This window comes from Synechococcus sp. CCAP 1479/9, assembly GCF_019038535.1.
In the GTDB taxonomy this organism is placed as follows: domain Bacteria; phylum Cyanobacteriota; class Cyanobacteriia; order PCC-6307; family Cyanobiaceae; genus Cyanobium.
On record NZ_JAFKRK010000017.1, the window covers coordinates 1 to 18,326 of the forward strand.

21 protein-coding genes are annotated in these 18,326 nt (G+C 71.9%); 14 read left to right on the forward strand and 7 right to left on the reverse strand.

Annotation, left to right across the window (positions count from 1 at the left end):
• The 3 genes from KUG38_RS07080 to mutT form a co-directional block, all read left to right on the forward strand.
• On the forward strand, positions 1–361 hold a 361-nt coding region (locus KUG38_RS07080), incomplete at its 5' end, for a sigma factor-like helix-turn-helix DNA-binding protein (protein WP_286195759.1).
• 65 nt (positions 362–426) lie between these two features.
• The gene (locus KUG38_RS07085; RefSeq protein WP_216920254.1) at positions 427–1,200 is read left to right on the forward strand and encodes a putative 2OG-Fe(II) oxygenase; all 774 of its coding nucleotides are present in this window, start codon (positions 427–429) and stop codon (positions 1,198–1,200) included.
• Positions 1,187–2,371 carry an 8-oxo-dGTP diphosphatase MutT gene (gene mutT / locus KUG38_RS07090; RefSeq protein ID WP_502988689.1) on the forward strand — a complete coding sequence of 395 codons (1,185 nt, stop codon included), beginning with the start codon at positions 1,187–1,189 and terminating at the stop codon, positions 2,369–2,371. Before KUG38_RS07085 ends, mutT begins: the two co-directional genes overlap by 14 nt.
• Here the strand turns inward: mutT and tsaE are convergent.
• On the reverse strand, positions 2,316–2,852 hold the full coding sequence (gene tsaE / locus KUG38_RS07095; RefSeq protein ID WP_216920233.1) for a tRNA (adenosine(37)-N6)-threonylcarbamoyltransferase complex ATPase subunit type 1 TsaE: 537 nt from the start codon (positions 2,850–2,852) through the stop codon (positions 2,316–2,318). The two genes, mutT and tsaE, sit on opposite strands and share 56 nt — an antisense overlap.
• Before the next feature lie 91 nt (positions 2,853–2,943).
• Here tsaE and ahcY point away from each other — a divergent pair, with 91 nt between their 5' ends.
• Together ahcY and KUG38_RS07105 are read left to right on the forward strand one after the other, a co-directional pair.
• The gene (gene ahcY / locus KUG38_RS07100; RefSeq protein ID WP_216920235.1) at positions 2,944–4,386 is read left to right on the forward strand and encodes an adenosylhomocysteinase; all 1,443 of its coding nucleotides are present in this window, start codon (positions 2,944–2,946) and stop codon (positions 4,384–4,386) included.
• 74 nt (positions 4,387–4,460) lie between these two features.
• Positions 4,461–5,117, forward strand: coding sequence for a DedA family protein (locus KUG38_RS07105; RefSeq protein WP_094584282.1), 657 nt, complete (start codon positions 4,461–4,463; stop codon positions 5,115–5,117).
• A 146-nt stretch (positions 5,118–5,263) separates the two neighbouring features.
• Here the strand turns inward: KUG38_RS07105 and KUG38_RS07110 are convergent, their stop codons facing one another.
• Positions 5,264–5,659, reverse strand: coding sequence for a single-stranded DNA-binding protein (locus KUG38_RS07110; RefSeq protein WP_216920242.1), 396 nt, complete (start codon positions 5,657–5,659; stop codon positions 5,264–5,266).
• 159 nt (positions 5,660–5,818) lie between these two features.
• Between KUG38_RS07110 and KUG38_RS07115 the strand changes: the two genes are divergently transcribed.
• The 7 genes from KUG38_RS07115 to KUG38_RS07145 all read left to right on the forward strand — a co-directional run bounded on the left by KUG38_RS07115 (position 5,819) and on the right by KUG38_RS07145 (position 12,483).
• Positions 5,819–6,865, forward strand: coding sequence for a rod shape-determining protein (locus KUG38_RS07115; RefSeq protein ID WP_216920256.1), 1,047 nt, complete (start codon positions 5,819–5,821; stop codon positions 6,863–6,865).
• Positions 6,866–6,870: 5 nt separating this feature from the next.
• Positions 6,871–7,611, forward strand: a complete 741-nt coding sequence (mreC, locus tag KUG38_RS07120) for a rod shape-determining protein MreC (RefSeq protein ID WP_216920244.1) — start codon at positions 6,871–6,873, stop codon at positions 7,609–7,611.
• Positions 7,611–8,222, forward strand: coding sequence for a rod shape-determining protein MreD (locus KUG38_RS07125; RefSeq protein ID WP_216920246.1), 612 nt, complete (start codon positions 7,611–7,613; stop codon positions 8,220–8,222). The genes mreC and KUG38_RS07125 overlap by 1 nt, the downstream gene beginning before the upstream one ends.
• 3 nt (positions 8,223–8,225) lie before the next feature.
• A complete protein-coding gene (locus KUG38_RS07130; protein WP_216920248.1) occupies positions 8,226–9,566 on the forward strand; it encodes an ABC transporter substrate-binding protein in 1,341 nt (446 codons plus the stop codon).
• Positions 9,567–9,705: 139 nt separating this feature from the next.
• Positions 9,706–10,590 (forward strand): response regulator transcription factor RpaB, encoded by an 885-nt coding sequence (gene rpaB / locus KUG38_RS07135; protein ID WP_286195761.1) that lies wholly within the window; start codon positions 9,706–9,708, stop codon positions 10,588–10,590.
• 70 nt (positions 10,591–10,660) lie between these two features.
• Positions 10,661–12,157, forward strand: a complete 1,497-nt coding sequence (gene lysS, locus KUG38_RS07140; protein WP_216920249.1) for a lysine--tRNA ligase — start codon at positions 10,661–10,663, stop codon at positions 12,155–12,157.
• Between the two features lie 62 nt (positions 12,158–12,219).
• A complete protein-coding gene (locus KUG38_RS07145; protein ID WP_035832975.1) occupies positions 12,220–12,483 on the forward strand; it encodes a DUF8660 family protein in 264 nt (87 codons plus the stop codon).
• A 42-nt stretch (positions 12,484–12,525) separates the two neighbouring features.
• On the opposite strand, the gene KUG38_RS07150 is transcribed toward KUG38_RS07145, so the two are convergent.
• The 5 genes from KUG38_RS07150 to egtB are packed head-to-tail and all read right to left on the reverse strand — an operon-like array spanning position 12,526 to position 16,270.
• A complete protein-coding gene (locus KUG38_RS07150; protein WP_216920250.1) occupies positions 12,526–13,326 on the reverse strand; it encodes a YdcF family protein in 801 nt (266 codons plus the stop codon).
• Positions 13,327–13,339: 13 nt separating this feature from the next.
• Positions 13,340–13,825 carry a hercynine metabolism protein gene (locus KUG38_RS07155; protein WP_216920251.1) on the reverse strand — a complete coding sequence of 162 codons (486 nt, stop codon included), beginning with the start codon at positions 13,823–13,825 and terminating at the stop codon, positions 13,340–13,342.
• Positions 13,822–14,058: a hercynine metabolism small protein gene (locus tag KUG38_RS07160; RefSeq protein WP_094584291.1), complete on the reverse strand. Its 237-nt coding sequence runs from the start codon at positions 14,056–14,058 to the stop codon at positions 13,822–13,824. The genes KUG38_RS07155 and KUG38_RS07160 overlap by 4 nt, the downstream gene beginning before the upstream one ends.
• Complete coding sequence (gene egtD / locus KUG38_RS07165) at positions 14,055–15,026, reverse strand: L-histidine N(alpha)-methyltransferase (RefSeq protein WP_216920252.1); 972 nt, start codon at positions 15,024–15,026, stop codon at positions 14,055–14,057. Before egtD ends, KUG38_RS07160 begins: the two co-directional genes overlap by 4 nt.
• Complete coding sequence (gene egtB / locus KUG38_RS07170) at positions 15,020–16,270, reverse strand: ergothioneine biosynthesis protein EgtB (RefSeq protein ID WP_216920253.1); 1,251 nt, start codon at positions 16,268–16,270, stop codon at positions 15,020–15,022. Before egtB ends, egtD begins: the two co-directional genes overlap by 7 nt.
• Positions 16,271–16,348: 78 nt before the next feature.
• Between egtB and KUG38_RS07175 the strand changes: the two genes are divergently transcribed.
• Positions 16,349–17,377: a cysteine synthase A gene (locus tag KUG38_RS07175; RefSeq protein WP_286195762.1), complete on the forward strand. Its 1,029-nt coding sequence runs from the start codon at positions 16,349–16,351 to the stop codon at positions 17,375–17,377.
• On the forward strand, positions 17,374–18,326 hold a 953-nt coding region (locus KUG38_RS07180; protein ID WP_502988690.1), incomplete at its 3' end, for a protein kinase domain-containing protein. The genes KUG38_RS07175 and KUG38_RS07180, both read left to right, overlap by 4 nt.

Consider the following 18,326-nt stretch of genomic DNA (forward strand, 5'->3'; position numbering starts at 1 on the left):
GGAGGAGGTGAAGGATCTGCTCTGCCGCGCCCGCCAGCCGGTGAGCCTGGAGACGAAGGTGGGCGACGGTGAGGACACCGAGCTGCTGGATCTGCTGGCCGGCGACGACCTGCTGCCCGCCGATCTGGTGGACGGCGAATGCCTCAAGGGGGACCTGCGGGCGCTGCTGGAGCAGCTGCCGGAACTGCAGGGGCGGGTGCTGAAGATGCGCTACGGCATCGACGGCGAGGAGCCCATGAGCCTCACCGGCATCGGCCGCATCCTGGGCATCAGCCGCGACCGGGTGCGCAACCTGGAGCGCGACGGCCTGGCCGGCCTCCGGCGCGTCAGCGACGCGGTCGAGGCCTACGTGGCCATCTGACGCCTTCCCGGGCGCTCCGTTTGCGAGGCTTGGAACCGCACGCACCTCCTCCTCCCATGGCCGGCATGCCCCCCGCAGCCTCGGAGGACCCGACGATGGAGGTGATCAGCCTCTTCCCCCGCTATCTGCTCCAGGGCCATCTGGGCCCCGCCCAGCTGGCCGATCTGCAGGCCATGGCCCGGGGGGTGCTGGCGGCACCCGAACGCAGTCCCGATGCCTCGGTGAAGCTGGCCGGCCAGCTGACCCAGCAGCGGGAACTGGGCCCCGACCACCCCGCCGCCGCCGAGCTCTGCCGTTCGGTGATCCTGCCGGCCTGCGAGCGCTGGATCCGCCACGTGATCGACCAGCAGCCGCCCCAGGGCCGGGGGCCCTGGACGCCGGGCCGCTACGGCCTGCAGATGATCGACCTCTGGCTCAACGCCCAGCGCGCCGGCGACTACAACCCCACCCACACCCACGGCGGCAGCTTCTCCGGCGTGCTGTTCCTGCAGGTGCCGCCCCAGATCCGGGCCGACAGCTTCGACGGCCAGCTCTGTTTCCACGGCCCGGAGGAATGGCACATCCAGAGCTTCCGCACCGGAATGGCCCACTACGTGCTGCCGGTGCCCGGTGACTTCTACGTGTTCCCGGCCTGGCAGCCCCATTCGGTGCCCCCCTTCCGCGGCGAGGGGGAGCGCTGGTCGATCGCCTTCAACGTGGTGGCCGTGCCCCAGCCGCCACCGCGGCCCGCCCCGCCGGCGGCCTCTGCCCAGGGGGCGGGCCAGGGGGCTGGGCAGGGCCCCTTGCAGGGCAACGTGTCCCTCTCCAGCGGCCGACCCCGACCGGGTGGGTTCCTCTAGGACGCGGCCCCCACAGCTTCCGGGTCCGATCGAGCCCCTGCGGGCCGATCTGCTCGCCTGGTGGGAGCGGGAGGGCCGCCACCAGATCCCCTGGAAGCTGCACCCCGATGGCTCCCGGCCGGGGCCGGGGGAGCCCCTGGCCGCCTACGGGGTCTGGGTCGCCGAGGTGATGCTGCAGCAGACCCAGCTGGCGGTGGTGCTGCCCTACTGGCACCGCTGGATGGCGGCCTTCCCTGATCTCGGCGCCCTCGCCGCCGCCAGCGAGCACGACGTGCTGATGCTCTGGCAGGGCCTGGGCTACTACGCCCGGGCCCGCCGTCTGCACGCGGGGGCCCGGCAGCTCGTCGCCGCGGCCCAGCCATCGGCTGAGGGCAGCGGCGACCCCTGGCCGCGCAGCCTCGAGGGCTGGATGGCCCTGCCGGGCATCGGCCGCAGCACCGCCGGCAGCATCCTCTCCTCCGCCTTCGACCGTCCCTTCGCGATCCTCGACGGCAACGTCCAGCGGGTGCTGGCCCGGCTGGTGGCCCACCCGGTTCCGCCGAAGCGGGAGCTGGCCGGGTTCTGGCGGCTCAGCGAGACCCTGCTCGACCCGCAGCGGCCCCGCGCCTTCAACCAGGCCCTGATGGACCTGGGCGCCGGCGTCTGCACCCCCCGCCAGCCCGCCTGCGGCACCTGTCCGTGGCAGCCGCACTGCGCTGCCTACGCTGCCGGCGACCCCGGCCGCTTCCCCGTGAAGGACACCCCACCGCCCGTGCCGTTCCAGGTGATCGGGGTGGGGGTGGTGTCGGACGATGCGGGCAGGGTGCTGATCGACCAGCGGCTCCCGGAGGGCCTGCTCGGGGGGCTGTGGGAGTTTCCGGGGGGCAAGCAGGAACCGGGCGAGGCGATCGAGGCGACGATCCGGCGCGAGCTGCGCGAGGAGCTGGCCATCGAGGTGACGGTCGGGGAGGAGCTGATCACCCTCGAGCACGCCTACAGCCACAAGCGGCTGCGCTTCGTGGTGCATCTCTGCCGCTGGCTGGCGGGGGAGCCGCAGCCGCTGGCCTCCCAGCAGGTGCGCTGGGTGGCGCCCGATGAGCTCGCCAGCTACCCCTTCCCGGCCGCCAACGCCCGCATCATCGCGGCGCTGGAGGCGCGGATCGCGGCGGGGTCAAGCCCGGCGGCGGGGTGAAGCCTGGCGGCGTGATCCGGGCCAGCCGGCCCTCGCCCTCCTCCGCGTGGCTCAACGCCACCTCCCAGGCTCCCTGGGGCAGGAAGCTGAGCCGCTCGGGCCACTCCACCGCCAGGACGGCGCCGAGGCCGCGGGCGTCCTCCTCCTCCTGGGCGAACAGTTCATCGGCCGCGGCGCCAGGCTCCAGCCGGTAGAGATCCAGGTGCACCAGGGCCGTGGTGCCGGCGTCGGAGCCGGTATCGGTGTCGTAGTGCTGGGCCAGGGCGAAGGTGGGGCTGGTGACCGGCTCGGCGATGCCCAGGGCGGCGGCCAGCCCCTGCACCAGCGACGTCTTGCCGGCCCCGAGCTCCCCCCGCAGCAGCAGCAGGGCGCCGTCACCGTCACCGGCCGCGAGCAACTGCGACGCCAGTCGCCGCCCCAGGGCGTCGGTGGCGGCGGGGTCCGCCAGATGGCACACCTCGATCGCGTCAGCGGATTCCATCGATGTAGATTGCCCTCCAGCGAGCCCGAAGCCTCGGCGTCTCTGCAGATATTTCCACTTCTTCGTCCTCCCCTTGGGGAGCTTCCCATTCATGGTGGCAACACCTTCCAGCCCTGAGGCTGCTTTTGCTGGCCTTCAGGCGACCGCGTCCTATGTGATCGCCGATCTCGGCCTGGCCGACTGGGGCCGCAAGGAACTGGCGATCGCCGAAACCGAGATGCCCGGCCTGATGGCCCTGCGCGAGAAATTCGGTGCCGAGCAGCCCCTGAAGGGCGCCCGGATCGCCGGCAGTCTGCACATGACCATCCAGACCGCCGTTCTGATCGAGACCCTGGTGGCCCTCGGCGCCGAAGTGCGCTGGGCCTCCTGCAACATCTTCTCCACCCAGGACCACGCCGCCGCCGCCATCGCCGCCGCCGGCATTCCGGTGTTCGCCTACAAGGGCGAAACCCTTGATGAGTACTGGGCCTTCACCCACCGCATCCTCGAGTGGGGCGACGGCGGCACCCCCAACATGATCCTCGACGACGGTGGCGATGCCACCGGCCTGGTGGTGCTCGGCAGCAAGGCCGAGAAGGATCTCTCGGTGCTCGACAACCCCTCCAGCGAGGAGGAAGTGGCGCTGTTCAATTCCATCCGTCAGAAGCTGGCGGTGCAGCCGGGCTTCTACTCCCGCATCTACGCCAACATCCAGGGCGTCACCGAGGAGACCACCACCGGCGTGGCCCGGCTGTACCAGATGCAGAAGAGCGGTGAGCTGCCGTTCCCGGCCATCAACGTCAACGACTCGGTCACCAAGAGCAAGTTCGACAACCTCTACGGCTGCCGCGAATCGCTGGTTGACAGCATCAAGCGTGCCACCGATGTGATGGTGGCCGGCAAGGTGGCCCTGGTGCTGGGCTACGGCGACGTGGGCAAGGGTTCGGCCCAGTCCCTGCGCGGGCTCGGCGCCACGGTGATGATCGCCGAGATCGATCCGATCTGCGCCCTGCAGGCCGCCATGGAGGGCTATCGCGTCGTCCGTCTCGAGGACGTGGTGGCGGATGTGGACATCTTCGTGACCGCCACGGGGAACTACCAGGTGATCCGCCACGAGCACCTGCTCGCCATGAAGAACCAGGCGATCGTGTGCAACATCGGCCACTTCGACAACGAGATCGATGTGGCGTCCCTCAAGCAGTACGCCTGGGAGAACATCAAGCCCCAGGTGGATCACGTGATCCTGCCCAGCGGCAACCGGATCATCCTGCTGGCCGAGGGCCGGCTGGTGAACCTGGGCTGCGGCACCGGCCACCCCAGCTTCGTGATGAGCAACTCCTTCACCAACCAGGTGCTGGCCCAGATCGAGCTCTTCACCAAGGGCGACGCGTACGGCAAGGAGGTCTACGTGCTGCCCAAGCACCTCGACGAGATGGTGGCCCGCCTGCACCTCGACCGGATCGGCGCCCGGCTCACCGAGCTCACCCCCGAGCAGGCGGCCTATATCGCCGTGCCCGTGGAAGGCCCCTACAAGCTCGACCACTACCGCTACTGAGCGGCGACGGCCCGGCGCTGCTGGCAGCGTCCGGGCCGTCGTGGAAGACTGGCGCCTCTGATCCGGCTGGCCCGATGGCGATCGAACTGGTCCAGAAGCTGCCCGAGATGATTGGTGCGGCCGTGGAGGCCAACCCGGCGGCAGGGTATGGCGCGATCTTCGCGGCCATGTTCCTGGAGAACCTTTTCCCCCCGATTCCCTCCGAGCTGATCATGCCGCTCGGGGGGTTTTTTGTGCATCAGGGCAAGCTCTCCCTCGTGCCGGTGGTGCTGGCCGGCCTGCTGGGCACCGTGCTCGGTGCCCTTCCCTGGTACGGCATCGGCCGGCTGGTGAACGAGGAGCGCATCGAGCACTGGCTGGAACGCCACGGCCGCTGGATCGGCATCAGCCCCCAGGAGCTGCGCCGCAGCCGCCGCTGGTTCAGCCGCCACGGCACGGCCCTGGTGTTCTGGGGCCGGCTGGTGCCCGGCATCCGCACCCTGATCTCCGTGCCTGCCGGCATCGAGATGATGCCGATGGCCCCCTTCCTGCTCTGGACCACCGCCGGCAGCCTGATCTGGACCCTGCTGCTGACGCTGGCGGGCCTGGCGCTGGGGGAGGGCTACACGAATGTGGAGCGCTGGATCGAGCCCGCCGCCCGGGTGGTGAAGGTGCTGCTGCTGGTGGCGGTGCTGGCGGGCGCCGTGTGGCTGGGGCTGCGGATCTGGAAGCAGAGCCGCCAGCGGCCCTGAGCGGAGCCCCGGGCCTGCAGGGACTCCGGCCCGGCCCCGGACAGTAAAAAAGGCGCCCCGGGGGGCGCCTTCTCTGGCTTCGGACGCTTGATAACCCGGCTGGGCCACTGGCACAAGCCCCCGCAGCGCAAGCCGGGTAGAAATGCTCAGAAGGGCACTTCTTCCTCACTGGGCTCACCGCCGCCGAAACCGCCCCCGAAGCTGCCGCCGCCGCCTCCCTCCGCATCCCGCTTGCTGCCGAGCAGCTCCAGCCGATCGACGCGGATCACCGGCTTGCTGCGCTCCTCACCGCTGGCCCTGTCCGTCCAGCGGTCGAGCTTGAAGGAGCCGATGATGCCGATCAGGGCACCCTTGCGGACGTAGTCGGCGGCCACCTGGGCCTGCTTGCCCCAGATCTCCAGGTTGAACCAGTCCGGCTCGTCGTCGCGGCTGCGGCGGTTCACCGCCAGGGTGAGGTTGGCGACCATGCTGCCGGATTCGAAATAGCGGACCTCCGGGTCGCGGCCGGCTCTGCCGACGAGGGTGATGGAATTGACGCCCATGGCGTGCTCCTGGAACGAATGGATCAATGATGCGGCACCCCGATCGGGGGCCTCTCCCTTTCCGTTCCACCCTTCGTCCCGGTTGTCACACCCGGCGGCTCTGCGGAGGGCCGCCGGGAATGCCCCACCTATGATTCACCGCTGCCAGAGGCCTTGCCCGTGTTTTTCCGCCGCTTCCAGTTCTCCCGCGACATCGGCATCGATCTGGGGACGGCCAACACACTGATGTACGTCTCGGGCAAGGGGATCGTGCTGCAGGAGCCCTCCGTGGTGGCGATCGATCTGGAGCGCGGCACCCCCCTGGCGGTGGGCGAGGAGGCCAAGCTGATGCTCGGCCGCACCCCCGGCAACATCCGGGCGATCCGGCCCCTGCGCGACGGCGTCATCGCCGACTTCGACGCCGCCGAGCAGATGATCAAGAGCTTCATCCAGAAGGGCAACGAAGGCCGCGGCGTGATCGCCCCGCGTCTGGTGATCGGCATCCCCAGTGGCGTCACCGGCGTCGAGCGCCGGGCCGTGCATCAGGCCGGCCTGGCCGGGGCCCGTCAGGTGCACCTGATCGATGAGCCGGTGGCGGCCGCCATCGGCGCCGGTCTGCCGGTGACCGATCCGGTGGGAACCATGATCGTCGACATCGGCGGCGGCACCACCGAGGTGGCCGTGCTCAGCCTGGGCGGCACCGTCCTGAGCGAGTCGGTGCGGGTGGCCGGCGACGAACTCAGCGACGCCATCAGCGTCTACCTCAAGAAGGTCCACAACCTGGTGGTGGGCGAGCGCACCGCCGAGGACATCAAGATCCGCATCGGCTCCGCCTTCCCCGACGACGGCCACGATGAGACCTCCATGGACGTGCGGGGTCTGCACCTGCTCTCCGGCCTGCCGCGCACGATCAACATCCGGGCCGGCGACATCCGCGAAGCCATGGCCGAGCCGCTCAACGTGATCGTGGAGGCGGTCAAGCGCACCCTGGAGCGCACCCCTCCCGAGCTGGCGGCCGACATCGTCGACCGGGGGATCATGCTCGCCGGCGGCGGCGCCCTGGTGCGGGGCATCTGCGACCTGATCAGCCACGAGACCGGGATCCTCACCCACGTGGCCGAAGACCCCCTGCTCTGTGTGGTCAACGGCTGCGGCATGGTCCTGGAGGACTACAGCCGGCTTGAGCGCGTGCTCGACACCCCCGAATTCGCCCGCATGACGGCCTGAGTCCGATGCCGGCTTGGCGCTGGCTCCGCTTCGTCGACGGCTCCTCCCTGCGACGCCTCCTGCCCTGGCTGCTGGTGCTGCTGGCGCTCGTGGCCGTGCGTCTCAGTAAGGGGGCGATGCTCACCGACGCCTACGCCTTCCTCAGCCGACCCTTCTGGCCGGGGACGGCCCAGGCGGAGTGGCTGCGGTCGGCCCGCCGGGTGGAGGACGGGGCCCGTCTCTCGCAGCTGGAGCGGGACAACCAGCGGCTCCGGTCGCTCCTGGACCTGCAGCAGAAGAATCCCAACCGGGTGACCGCCCCGGTGATCTCCCGGGAGGGCTCCGGCTGGTGGCGCCAGCTGCTGCTCGGCCAGGGGGCCCTGAGCGGCATCCGGGCAGGCCAGGCGGTGCTCGGCCCCGGCGGCCTGGTCGGCCTGGTGGGGAGCGTCACCCCCAGCACCGCCACCGTCACCTTGCTCACCGATCCCAGCAGCCGGGTCGGGGTCTGGGTGGGGCGCACCCAGCACCACGGCCTGCTCACCGGCATTGGCACCGCCCGGCCCCTGCTGCGCTTCCTGGAGAAGGATCCCCAGGCCCGTCCCGGTGACGTGGTGGTGACCTCCCCCGCCAGCACCCTGGTGCCGCCGAACCTACCGGTGGGCGTGATCCAGACCATGGACGCCAATGCCGATCCGGCGCCGGAGGCGGTGGTGCAGCTGATCGCGCCGGTGTCGGCCCTCGACTGGGTGCAGGTGCAGGTGCGCTGATGGATCTGCTCAGCCGGCAGCCCCTGCTTGCCGCCACGGTCCTGCTGGTGCCGCTGCTCGTCCTGGCCTCGCCGGGCTGGCTGGCCCTCGACGGCGTCGGTCCCTGCTGGGCGGTGCTGTGGCTGCTGCCCTGGGCGCTGTGCGACGGCCCCTTCTCGGGGGCCTGCGCCGGCCTGGCCCTGGGCCTGCTGCTGGATGCCCTCCACCCCGGTGGCGTCACCCAGATCCCCGCCCTGCTGCTGCTGGGCTGGTGGTGGGGGCGGATGGGACGGCGGGCGGCGCCGATCCAGCGCAGCTTCAGCCTCGGCCTGCTCGCCCTGATCGGCACGGCCCTGCTGGGCCTCACCCTGATGCTGCAGTGGGGGATCCTCGACTGGATCGGCACCCGGGAGGCGCTGCAGCTGGCGGGACCGTTGGCGGGCCGCAGCGCTCAGGAGCACGGGGTCAATCCCGCCCTGCTGGCCCTGCCGGGCTGGCGCTGGGATGATCTGGCGGGATCCGGCCTGCGGGTTCTGCTCGCCCAGACCCTGATCACGGCCGTGCTCGCACCGATGCTCTGCTCCCTGCAACTGCTGCTCTGGCGGCAACTGGGCTCCGGCTGGCGCCGTTAGGCCATGGCCAGGATGTCTCCCCGCTCCAGCCGGCCGTCCCGCCTGCCCCGCCGCCAGGCTCTGCGGCTGCTGGCCGCCCCGTTCGCCCTCGCCCTCGCCGCCGGGGCCTGTGCCCGGCCGCCCGCGTCCGGCCGGGGCAAGGTGCTCAACGTCTGGACCCTGGATCTGGCGCCCCGCTTCAACGACTACATGGGGCGGGTGATCGCCGCCTGGGAGCGGGCCCATCCCGGCGTGACGGTGCGCTGGACCGACGTGCCCTGGGGGTCGGTGGAACGCAAGCTGCTGGCCTCGGTGTTCGCCCGCACCGCGCCGGACCTGGTCAACCTCAACCCCAACTTCGCCGCCAACCTGGCCAGCAAGGGGGGCCTGCGGGACCTCATCCCCCTGCTTCCCCCCGATGCCGCCGAGCGCTACCTGGCCGGGATCTGGACCTCGGGCCAGCAGGGGGGGGAACAGTTCGGCATTCCCTGGTACCTGACGGCCCGGGTGACGATCGCCAACCGCCGGCTGCTGCAGAAGGCCGGCCTGGCCGCCCCGCCGCGCCGCTGGGAGGAGGTGCCGGCCTATGCGGAGGCCGTCCGGAGCCGCACCGGCCGCTACGCCCTGTTCGTGACCGTGGTGCCCGACGACTCCGGCGAGTTGATGGAGGCACTGGTGCAGATGGGGGTGCGGCTGCTGGACGACCGCCAGCGGGCGGCGTTCAACAGCCCCGCCGGTCGCCGGGCCTTCGCCTTCTGGAGCGATCTCTACCGCCGCGGCCTGCTGCCACGGGAGGTGGTGAGCCAGGGGTACCGGCGGGCGATCGAGCTGTACCAGGCGGGGGACCTTGCCCAGGTGGCCAGCGGCCCGGATTTCCTGCGCAACCTGCAGACCAACGCCCCCGGCATCGCCGCCACCTCCGCCCCCTTCCCGCCCCTGACCGGGGCCAGCGGCGAGGCCAACGTGGCGGTGATGAACCTGGTGGTGCCGCGCCAGAGCGCCATGGCCCCGGAGGCGGTGAGCTTTGCCCTGTTCCTGAGCGACGCTGCCAACCAGCTGGCCTTCGCCGAGGAGGCCCGGGTGCTGCCCTCCTCCCGGGGCGCCCTGGCGAGCCTGGAGGGGCGGCTGCGGGCGGCGGTGCCCGCCGACGGGCAGGAGCGGCTGGTCCACAGTGCCCGGCTGCTCTCGATCGAGACCCTGGCGGCGGCGCGGGTGCTGGTGCCGGCGACCCCGGGGGTGAAGCGGCTTCAGGCGATCCTCTACACCCAGCTGCAACGGGCGATGCTGGGGCAGCTCGACAGCGATGCCGCCCTGGCGGAGGCCGAGAGGCAGTGGAACAGCTACGCCGAGGCCCGCTGGCCCTGAGGCCGCCGCCGGCGGGACTGGCACCCTGAAGAAATGTTGTAAATCGGCCAGAGGCCAGCTGCCGGAACCGATTCCGTGCTCACGGCCCGAAACGGCGTCGCGTTATGGTTGCGATTCTTCATCCGGTCGGACAGGAGCGATGCCCACGCCATCGGTTGCATCCTCTGCATCCTCAGCCTCCCCCTTCACCGACGGGGCTGACCTGCAGGAATCCTCCGGTGGTGTTTCTGCCGCCCAGCAGCCCGCGTCACCGCCACCCTCCGACCAGGAGCCTGCCCAGCCGATCGCCACCCTGCTCGTCGTCGACGACGAGGCCGCCGTGCGCCGGGTGCTGCTGATGCGACTGCAGCTGGCCGGCTACCGGGTCCTGTGCGCCGAGGACGGCGAGGAGGCCCTGGCCCTGTTCCACAAGGAGCAGCCCGATCTGGTGGTCCTCGACGTCATGCTGCCGAAGCTGGACGGCTTCGCCGTCTGTCGGCGGCTGCGGGCCGAATCCTGCGTTCCGATCATCTTCCTGTCCGCCCTCGATGCCATCGCCGAGCGGGTGGCGGGCCTGGATCTGGGGGCCGACGACTACCTGCCCAAGCCCTTCAGCCCCAAGGAACTGGAGGCCCGAATCTCCACGATCCTGCGCCGCATGGGCCGGGGGGCGGCCACCAGCGAGCCTCGCGAGCTGCCCACGGGCTCCGGGGTGCTGCGGGTGGGGGATCTGGTGGTCGACACCAACCGCCGCCAGGTCACCCGGGAGGGACAGCGCATCGCCCTCACCTACACCGAATTCAGCCTGCTGGAGCTGCTGTTCCGCGAGCCGGGACGGGTGGTGCCCCGGGCCGAGATCCTTGAGCAGCTCTGGGGCTATCCGCCGCGCCGGGCCGCCGACCTGCGGGTGGTGGATGTGTATGTGGCGCGGCTGCGCGGCAAGCTCGAGCCTGACCCCCGCAACCCGGAGCTGATTCTCACGGTGCGGGGCACGGGCTACGCCTCCCAGCGCATGGGCGAGGGAACCCTGGCCGCCGCCGGCTGAGTCCCCGGCCAGGCCGCCGCCGGCTGATCCTGCAGGATGGCTGCGACCCTTTTCCATCGCCCTGCCTGCCTTGTCGGATCTGCGTGAGACCCGTCTGGAGAAAGCCCGCGCCCTGGAGGCCCTCGGCCGGGCTCCCTATGCCCTCGGCTTCGCCCCCAGCCACCGCACCGCCGAGCTGCAGCAGGCCCATGCCGACCTGGCCAACGGCGAGGAGCGGGAGATTGCGGTAGCGGTGGCGGGCCGGGTGATGACCCGGCGGGTGATGGGCAAGCTGGCCTTCTTCACCATCGCCGACGAAACCGGTCCGATCCAGCTGTTCATCGAGAAGGCCACCCTGCTGGCGGCCCACCCGGACGAGCCCGAGGCCTTCGCCCAGATCACCTCCCTGGTGGATGGCGGCGACTGGATCGGGGTGCACGGCAGCCTGCGCCGCACCGACCGGGGCGAACTCTCGGTGAAGGTGACCGACTGGGTGATGCTCTCCAAGGCGCTCCAGCCCCTGCCCGACAAGTGGCATGGCCTGGCGGACGTGGAGAAGCGCTACCGCCAGCGCTACCTCGACCTGATCGTTTCGCCCCACACCCGCGAGACCTTCCGCCGCCGGGCCCGGCTGGTGAGCGCCATGCGCCGCTGGCTCGACGACCGCGGCTTCCTCGAGATCGAAACGCCCGTCCTGCAGACCGAGGCCGGCGGCGCCGACGCCCGCCCCTTCGCCACCCACCACAACGCCCTCGACCTGCCCCTCACCCTGCGCATCGCCACGGAGCTGCACCTCAAGCGGCTGGTGGTGGGGGGCTTCGAGCGGGTCTACGAGCTGGGGCGCATCTTCCGCAACGAGGGGATCAGCACCCGCCACAACCCTGAGTTCACCTCGGTGGAGATCTACCAGGCCTTCGCCGACTACCACACGATGATGGACCTCACCGAGCAGCTGCTGGCCGCAGCCTGCCTGGAGGTCTGCGGCGACACGCGCCTCACCTACCAGGGCGAGGCGATCGATCTCACCCCGCCCTGGCGGCGGGTCACCATGCACGAGCTGGTGGAGCAGGCCACCGGCCTGGATTTCAGCGGCTTCAGCGACCGTGCCGAGGCGGTGGCGGCGATGGAGGCCGCCGGCCTGGCGGCCCCCGAGGCGGCCGACAGCGTCGGCCGGCTGCTGGTGGAGGCCTTCGAGCAGGCGGTGGAGACCACCCTGGTGCAGCCCACCTTCGTGATGGACTACCCGGTGGAGAATTCGCCCCTGGCCCGGGCCCACCGCAGCAAGCCGGGGATGGTGGAGCGCTTCGAGCTGTTCATCGTCGGGCGGGAGACGGCCAACGCTTTCAGCGAGCTGATCGACCCGCTGGATCAGCGCGCCAGGCTCGAGCTGCAGCAGCTGCGCCGCCAGGCGGGGGACCCCGAAGCCCAGACGGTGGACGAGGATTTTCTGCACGCCCTGGAGGTGGGCATGCCCCCCACCGGCGGCCTCGGCATCGGCATCGACCGCCTCGCCATGCTGCTCACCGACAGCCCCTCGATCCGCGATGTGATCGCCTTCCCCCTGCTGCGCCCGGAGGCCCGCGACTAGGGCGGAACCGACGCAGTGGGATAATGGTCCCCAGTAGGCCTTCTCCCCCTCGGGGCTCTGGTATGAGTGGTGAGCGCGTCGGTTTTCGCTTTCAACACGCCGATGCTGTGGTGAAGCGCAATCCCCAGGGGCGATCTCGCCGTGGCTGGGTCATGGAGCCCGTGGAGCAGACCACCAGCCGGGGCACCAAGATGCCCGCCTATCGCATCCGCTGGCGGGACAGTGAACGTCCGGAGATCGTTCTGCAGCACATGCTCATCGCCGATCCCGACCCCACCCCGCCGCCCGAAGGCGTGAGCCTGGTGCCGCCGGCGCCCAAGAAGTAACCCCCCGCAGCGCCCGGGGAGCCATCCAGCGAGCGACTTCCTTCAGATCCAGCCCCGCAGCCGGTACGCCAGCAGACCGAGGTGCTCGCGCATGGCCGTGGTGGTGAGCACCAGGGCCTCGGCGCTGGGCAGCACCCCCATCACGGTGCCGGCCAGGGTGGGGGTGCCGAAGGAGCGCCGCTCGGGCAGCTGGAAGTCGCAGGCCACCGGGATGATCCGCAGGTCCGGGGCGGCGCGGCGCAGGGTGGCCAGGGAACGGGGCAGGTGGGTGGCGCTGGTGACCAGCAGCAGGGAGTTCCAGCCCCGCTGCCGGGCCACCCGCACCAGGGCGCCGGCCTCCTCGCCGGTGTTGCGCCCCTCCTCGCTGGTCACGATCCGATCGGCCGCCACCCCCAGGCTGGTGGCCAGGGCCTTGGCCAGCCGGGCCTCACCGGCCGCCGGATCGTTGGCCATGAAGGTGACCTTGCCGCCGGTCACCAGCAACCAGGGGGCCTTGCCCTCCCGCATCAGGGCCACGGCCCGCAGCAGCCGGTCGCCGGCCTCGTTCACCTCCACCCCCTGGCGCGGCGGCAGGGCGGGCCGCAGGCCGCCGCCCAGCACCAGCACCGCATCGGCGCTGGGGATCGGCGACGGCGTCAGCCGGGCGGCCCGCTCCTCCAGGCTCCAGACCAGCTGCCGGCTCAGCAGGGGCGTGGCCGCCAGCCAGAGCAGGACGATGCCCACCCCGGAGAGCACCGGGCCGAAGCGGCGCTGGCGGCCCAGCAGGCCGGCGATCTGGAGCAGCAGGGCCAGGCCGAGGGGGTAGAGGCCGAGCGGCAGCAGTTTCGAGAGCAGGAAACCCATGGGGCGGCGGGGTTCAGCGCTGGTTGCGGCGCTTCAGCTCCTGCAGCTCCTGCTGGGCCTCGAAATGGGCCCAGTCGGCCTCCAGGTCGGGGGTGGGGGCGGCGCCGGGGCGGGGCCGGCTGGTGAGCTCGGCCAGCTCCTGCTCCACGCCGGCGAAGCGCTGGCCCAGATCGGCCAGGGCGCGCCAGCGGTGGCGGCCCTGGTCCATCAGGCCGCCGACGTGCTGTTCGGCCCGGCCGGCCAGGTCCTCGGCGCCGGCGGCCCGGGCCCGGCCGGTGCGCTCCTGCCACTGGCGGATCTCCTCGGCCAGCCGCAGCAGTTCGCGCCGCTGCTCCTCCGCCTGCTGGCGCAGGCGCACCCGTTCCGCCAGCAGCTGCCGCTGGCGGTCGCGGGACGCCTGTTCCCGCAGCAGCTCCTCCTGCTGGGGATTGGTGCGCAGGAAGCCCTCCAGCTGCTGATCCAGCCGCGCTTCCAGTTCCTCCAGCCAGCTGCTGCTCATGGCACCGGTTCGCCGGGGGCGCGGGTGATCAGGGGCGCCTCGATCTCCTCCTGCAGGGGGGTGATGGCCGCCTCCCGCGAGCGCAGCAGCAGCTGGGTCAGCCGGGCGATGGCCCCTTCGCCCAGGTCCTGCTCGCCGATGCGGTCGAAGGCCCGGCGGTAGAGATCCTCGAGTTCCTCGATCAGCCCCTCGCGCACCCCACGCATGGACTGACGCTGCTCCTCCCTGCTCATGGCTCGCTCCGGTGCTGTTCCGAGTCTGCCTGCACCAGCAGATGCAGGGCGAAATCGCCGGCGGCATCGCTCCAGCGGCCCGCCCCCAGCCAGCCGGCTTCGGCGGCCAGGGCCAGGAAGGCCTCGGGGGCGTACTTGTGGCTGTATTCGGTGATCAACGGCTCGCCGGCCGCGAACGGCCAGGACCGCCCCGCCAGATGGACCTCCAGGTCGCGGCGGCTCACCAGGGCCATGGCGATGCGGGACTGGCCGGCCTCCCACCAGGCCCGGTAGTGGAAGTCGTCGGGGAGGAAATCGCCGTCCAGATCACGGTTGAGGCGGGTGAGCAGGTTGCGGGCGAAGGCCTCCGACCAGCCGGCGGCATCGTTGTAGGCCGCCTCCAGCCGCTCCACCGCCTTGGGCTGGTCGATGCCGACCAGCAGGCGGCTGTCCGGCCCCAGCAGCCGGCGGAACTGGCGCAGCAGGTCCCGGGCGCCGGCGGGGTCGAAGTTGCCGATCGAACTGCCCGGGTAGAAGCCCAGCCGGCCGTGGCCCGCCAGGGCGGGGTGGTCGGGCAGCTGCTCCAGGCGGCTGTAGTCGCAGCAGATGCCGAGCACAGGCAGGTCCGGATGGCGCTGCTGCAGGGCCCGGCAGGCGGGGGCCAGGTGGTCGGCGCTGATGTCGAGGGCGACATAGGCGGCGGGCTCCAGGGCGCTGAGCAGGGGGCCCACCTTGCGGGCGCTGCCGGCCCCGAACTCCACCACCACCCCGGGCCCGAGGGCGGCGGCCAGCTCGGGCGCCCGCGCCTCCAGCAGGGCCGTCTCGGTGCGGGTGAGGCCGTACTCGGGCTGCTCGCAGATCGCCTCGAACAGGCGGGACCCCTCGGCGTCGTAGAGCAGCCAGGCCGGCAGCTGCTTGGGGTGGCGGGCCATGCCATCGATCACCAGCCGGGCCATGTCGGCCGGTTCGGGATGGAGGTCGATCAGCATGGGGTGCCGGTACGGTCGTGAGCGCCGTCGCGGGCCAGCCGCAGCCCGGCGGCCATCCAGCGGCAGTGGGGGGCGAAGAAATTGCGATAGGTGGGGCGGGCGTGGCCCGCCGGGGTGAGGAAGCAGCTGCCGCGGAGCACGAACTGGGAGGTCATGAACTTGCCGTTGTATTCCCCGACGGCCCCGGGGGCGGGGCGGAACCCCGGGTAGGGCCGGTAGGGGCTGGCGGTCCATTGCCACAGGGCGCCGAAGGCCTGGGGCAGGGGGCGGCCGTCCGGTTGGGCGGCTTCCGTCGCCACCAGCTCCCATTCGGCTTCGCTGGGCAGGCGGCCGCCGCTCCAGCGGGCAAAGGCATCGGCCTCGAACCAGCTGACGTGCCGCACGGGGGCCTGGGGGTGCCGCGGCCGGCGGCCCGCCAGGCTGAATTCCCACTCCCCGCGCCAGTAGCGGGGTGCGCTCCAGCCGTGCTGCTGCACCAGCGCCCAGCCTTCGCTCATCCACAGCTCCGGCCGCCGGTAGCCGTCATCGGCGATGAAGGCGGCGTAGGCCTCATTGGTGACGAGGGTTTCGGCGAGGCTGAAGGGCTCCAGCCACTGGCGATGCCGGGGGGCTTCGTTGTCGAAGTGGAAGCCACCGCCGGCGTGGCCGATCTCCACCAGCCCGCCGGGGTGGGAGCGCCAGCCGCCGGTGATGTCCGGCGCGCCGGCGCCGGGGGGTTCGACGCCGTAGGCGGGCTCCAGCGGGTTGCGGCTGAAGCCGTCGAGCAGATCCATCAGCAGCAGCTCCTGGTGCTGCTGCTCGTGCTGCAGCCCCAGTTCCACCAGCTCCAGCAGGGGCCCGGCCGCCTCGGGTGGCTGGCGATCCAGCTCCAGCAGCAGCGTCTCCAGCCCGGCGTCGACCCGCCGGCGCCAGGCGAGCACCGCGCCGATCGCCGGCCGGGTGAGCAGGCCCCGTTCGGGGCGGGGATGGCGGCTGCCGACCGCCTCGTAATAGGAGTTGAACAGGTGGCCCCAGCGGCGATCGGGCGTCGCGTGGCCCGGCAGGTGGGGCTCCAGCAGGAAGGTCTCGAAGAACCAGGTGGTGTGCCCCAGGTGCCACTTGGCGGGGCTGGCATCGGCCATGCCCTGGAGGCAGAGGTCCTCCGGCTCCAGACCCTGGATCAGGCGTTCACTGTGCTGGCGGACCGCCTGGAGCCGTTGCAGGAGGCAGGGGATGTCCGCCGGCGCGTGTGCCCTGGAACCCATGGTCCTGCCGGTCTCTGGGGCCGACCATAGGGATGTTCCCTACGATCCGGCCACGCAGCGATGGAGAAGGCCAGCCGCATGGGAGCCCACAGCGACGGCATGAGCACCGGGATCACCGAGGGCTTCAGCGGGGCGGTCGGCGGGACGCCGCTGATCCGGCTCCATGCGCTCAGCGCCCTGACCGGTTGCGAGATCCTGGGCAAGGCGGAATTCATGAACCCCGGCGGGTCGGTGAAGGACCGGGCCGCGCTCGGCATCCTCCAGGAGGCGGAGGCCAGCGGCCTGCTGACGCCGGGGGGCACGGTGGTTGAGGGGACCGCCGGCAACACCGGCATCGGCCTCACCCACCTCTGCAATGCCCGCGGCTACCGCTGCCTGATCGTCATCCCCGAGACCCAGTCGGCGGAGAAGATCGGCCTGCTGCGCAGCCTCGGTGCCGAGGTGCGCACGGTGCCGGCGGTGCCCTACAGCGACCCGGCCAACTACGTGCGCCTCTCGGGCCGCATCGCCGAGGAGACGCCCGGCGCCGTGTGGGCGAACCAGTTCGACAACCTCGCCAACCGGCGGGCCCATTACGGCAGCACCGGGCCGGAGATCTGGGAGCAGACCGGGGGCCGGCTGGATGCCTGGGTGGCCGCCACCGGCACCGGCGGCACCTACGCCGGGGTGGCCCTCTATCTCAAGGAGCAGGATCCCAGGGTCCGCTGCGTCCTGGCCGATCCCTGCGGCAGCGCCCTCTACAGCTGGGCCACCGACGGCACCCTGAAGAGCGAGGGCAACTCGATCACCGAAGGCATCGGCAACAGCCGCGTCACCGCCAACCTGGAGGGGGCGCCGATCGACGACGCCGTGAGGATCGACGACCCCATGGCCCTGCGCACGATCTACGGCCTGCTGTGGCAGGAGGGCCTGTTCATGGGCGGCTCGGTGGGGATCAACGTGGCGGCGGCGGTGGAGACGGCCCGGCGGCTGGGGCCCGGCCATCGCATCGTCACCGTTCTCTGTGACAGCGGCGATCGCTACCGCTCCCGCCTCTACGACCAGGACTGGCTGGCGGGCCGCGGCCTCGAGCAGCCCCAGCGCACCGGCGTGGCCCTGATCCCATGAGCGCAGCCCAGGGCCAGGTGATCGGCGGCCGCTACCGGCTTGAGCGCCGTCTCGGGGCGGAGATGGGCGGACCCCAGGGGGAGCTGTGGCTGGCGAGTGACCAGCTGGCCGCTGATGGCCCCGTGGCCCTGCGCCGCATCGGGCCGGACCAGGACCAGGCCCGGGCCCGGGAGCTGTGGTCGCGGCTGCAGGGGGTGCTCCACCCCCAGGTGCCCCGCATCGGCGCCGTGATCGAGGCCGAGGGCCAGCTCTGGCTGGTGCGGGAGTGGCAGGCGGGCCGCACCTACCAGCAGCTGCTGGAGCTGCGCGCCGAGCGCCAGCTGGTGTTCGGCGCGGGGGAGGTGCTGCTGCTGCTGCGCCAGCTGCTGCCGGTGCTCGCCGCCCTGCACAGCCAGGACCTGCTGCACGGCGACCTCAGTCCCGCCAACCTGCTGCGCCGCGACAGCGACGGCCTGCCGGTGCCGCTTGACTTCGGCCTGGTGCGAGGCACGGCCGGCGGCCCCGCCGGCGAGCGGCTGCTGGGGTCCACCCCGGGCTATGCCCCGCCGGAGCTGGCCAGGGGCGAGCCTGCCCAGCCCTGGATGGATCTGCACGCCCTCGGGGTTGTGTCCCTGGTGCTGCTGAGCGGGGACGGGCCGGAGCGCCTGCTGGATCCGGCGACGATGCAGTGGCGCTGGCCGGCGGCCCTGGAGCACGACCCGGAGCTGCTGCGCCACCTGCAGCGCCTGCTCAGCCGCCACCCTGAGGAGCGCTTCGCCTCCGCCGGCCAGGCCCTGGTGGCCTTCCAGTCCCTGGCCATGCCCGACAGCACGGGCCCGGTGCCCCGGGCCGACCGCACCGTGGTGCTGGTGCCCGAGGCCGCCCCTGCCGCCCCGCCGCCGCCGCCACCGGCCCCGGCCGCCGCCGAGGCGGCGATCGCGGCCGCCATCGCGGCGGATGTCGCGGCAGC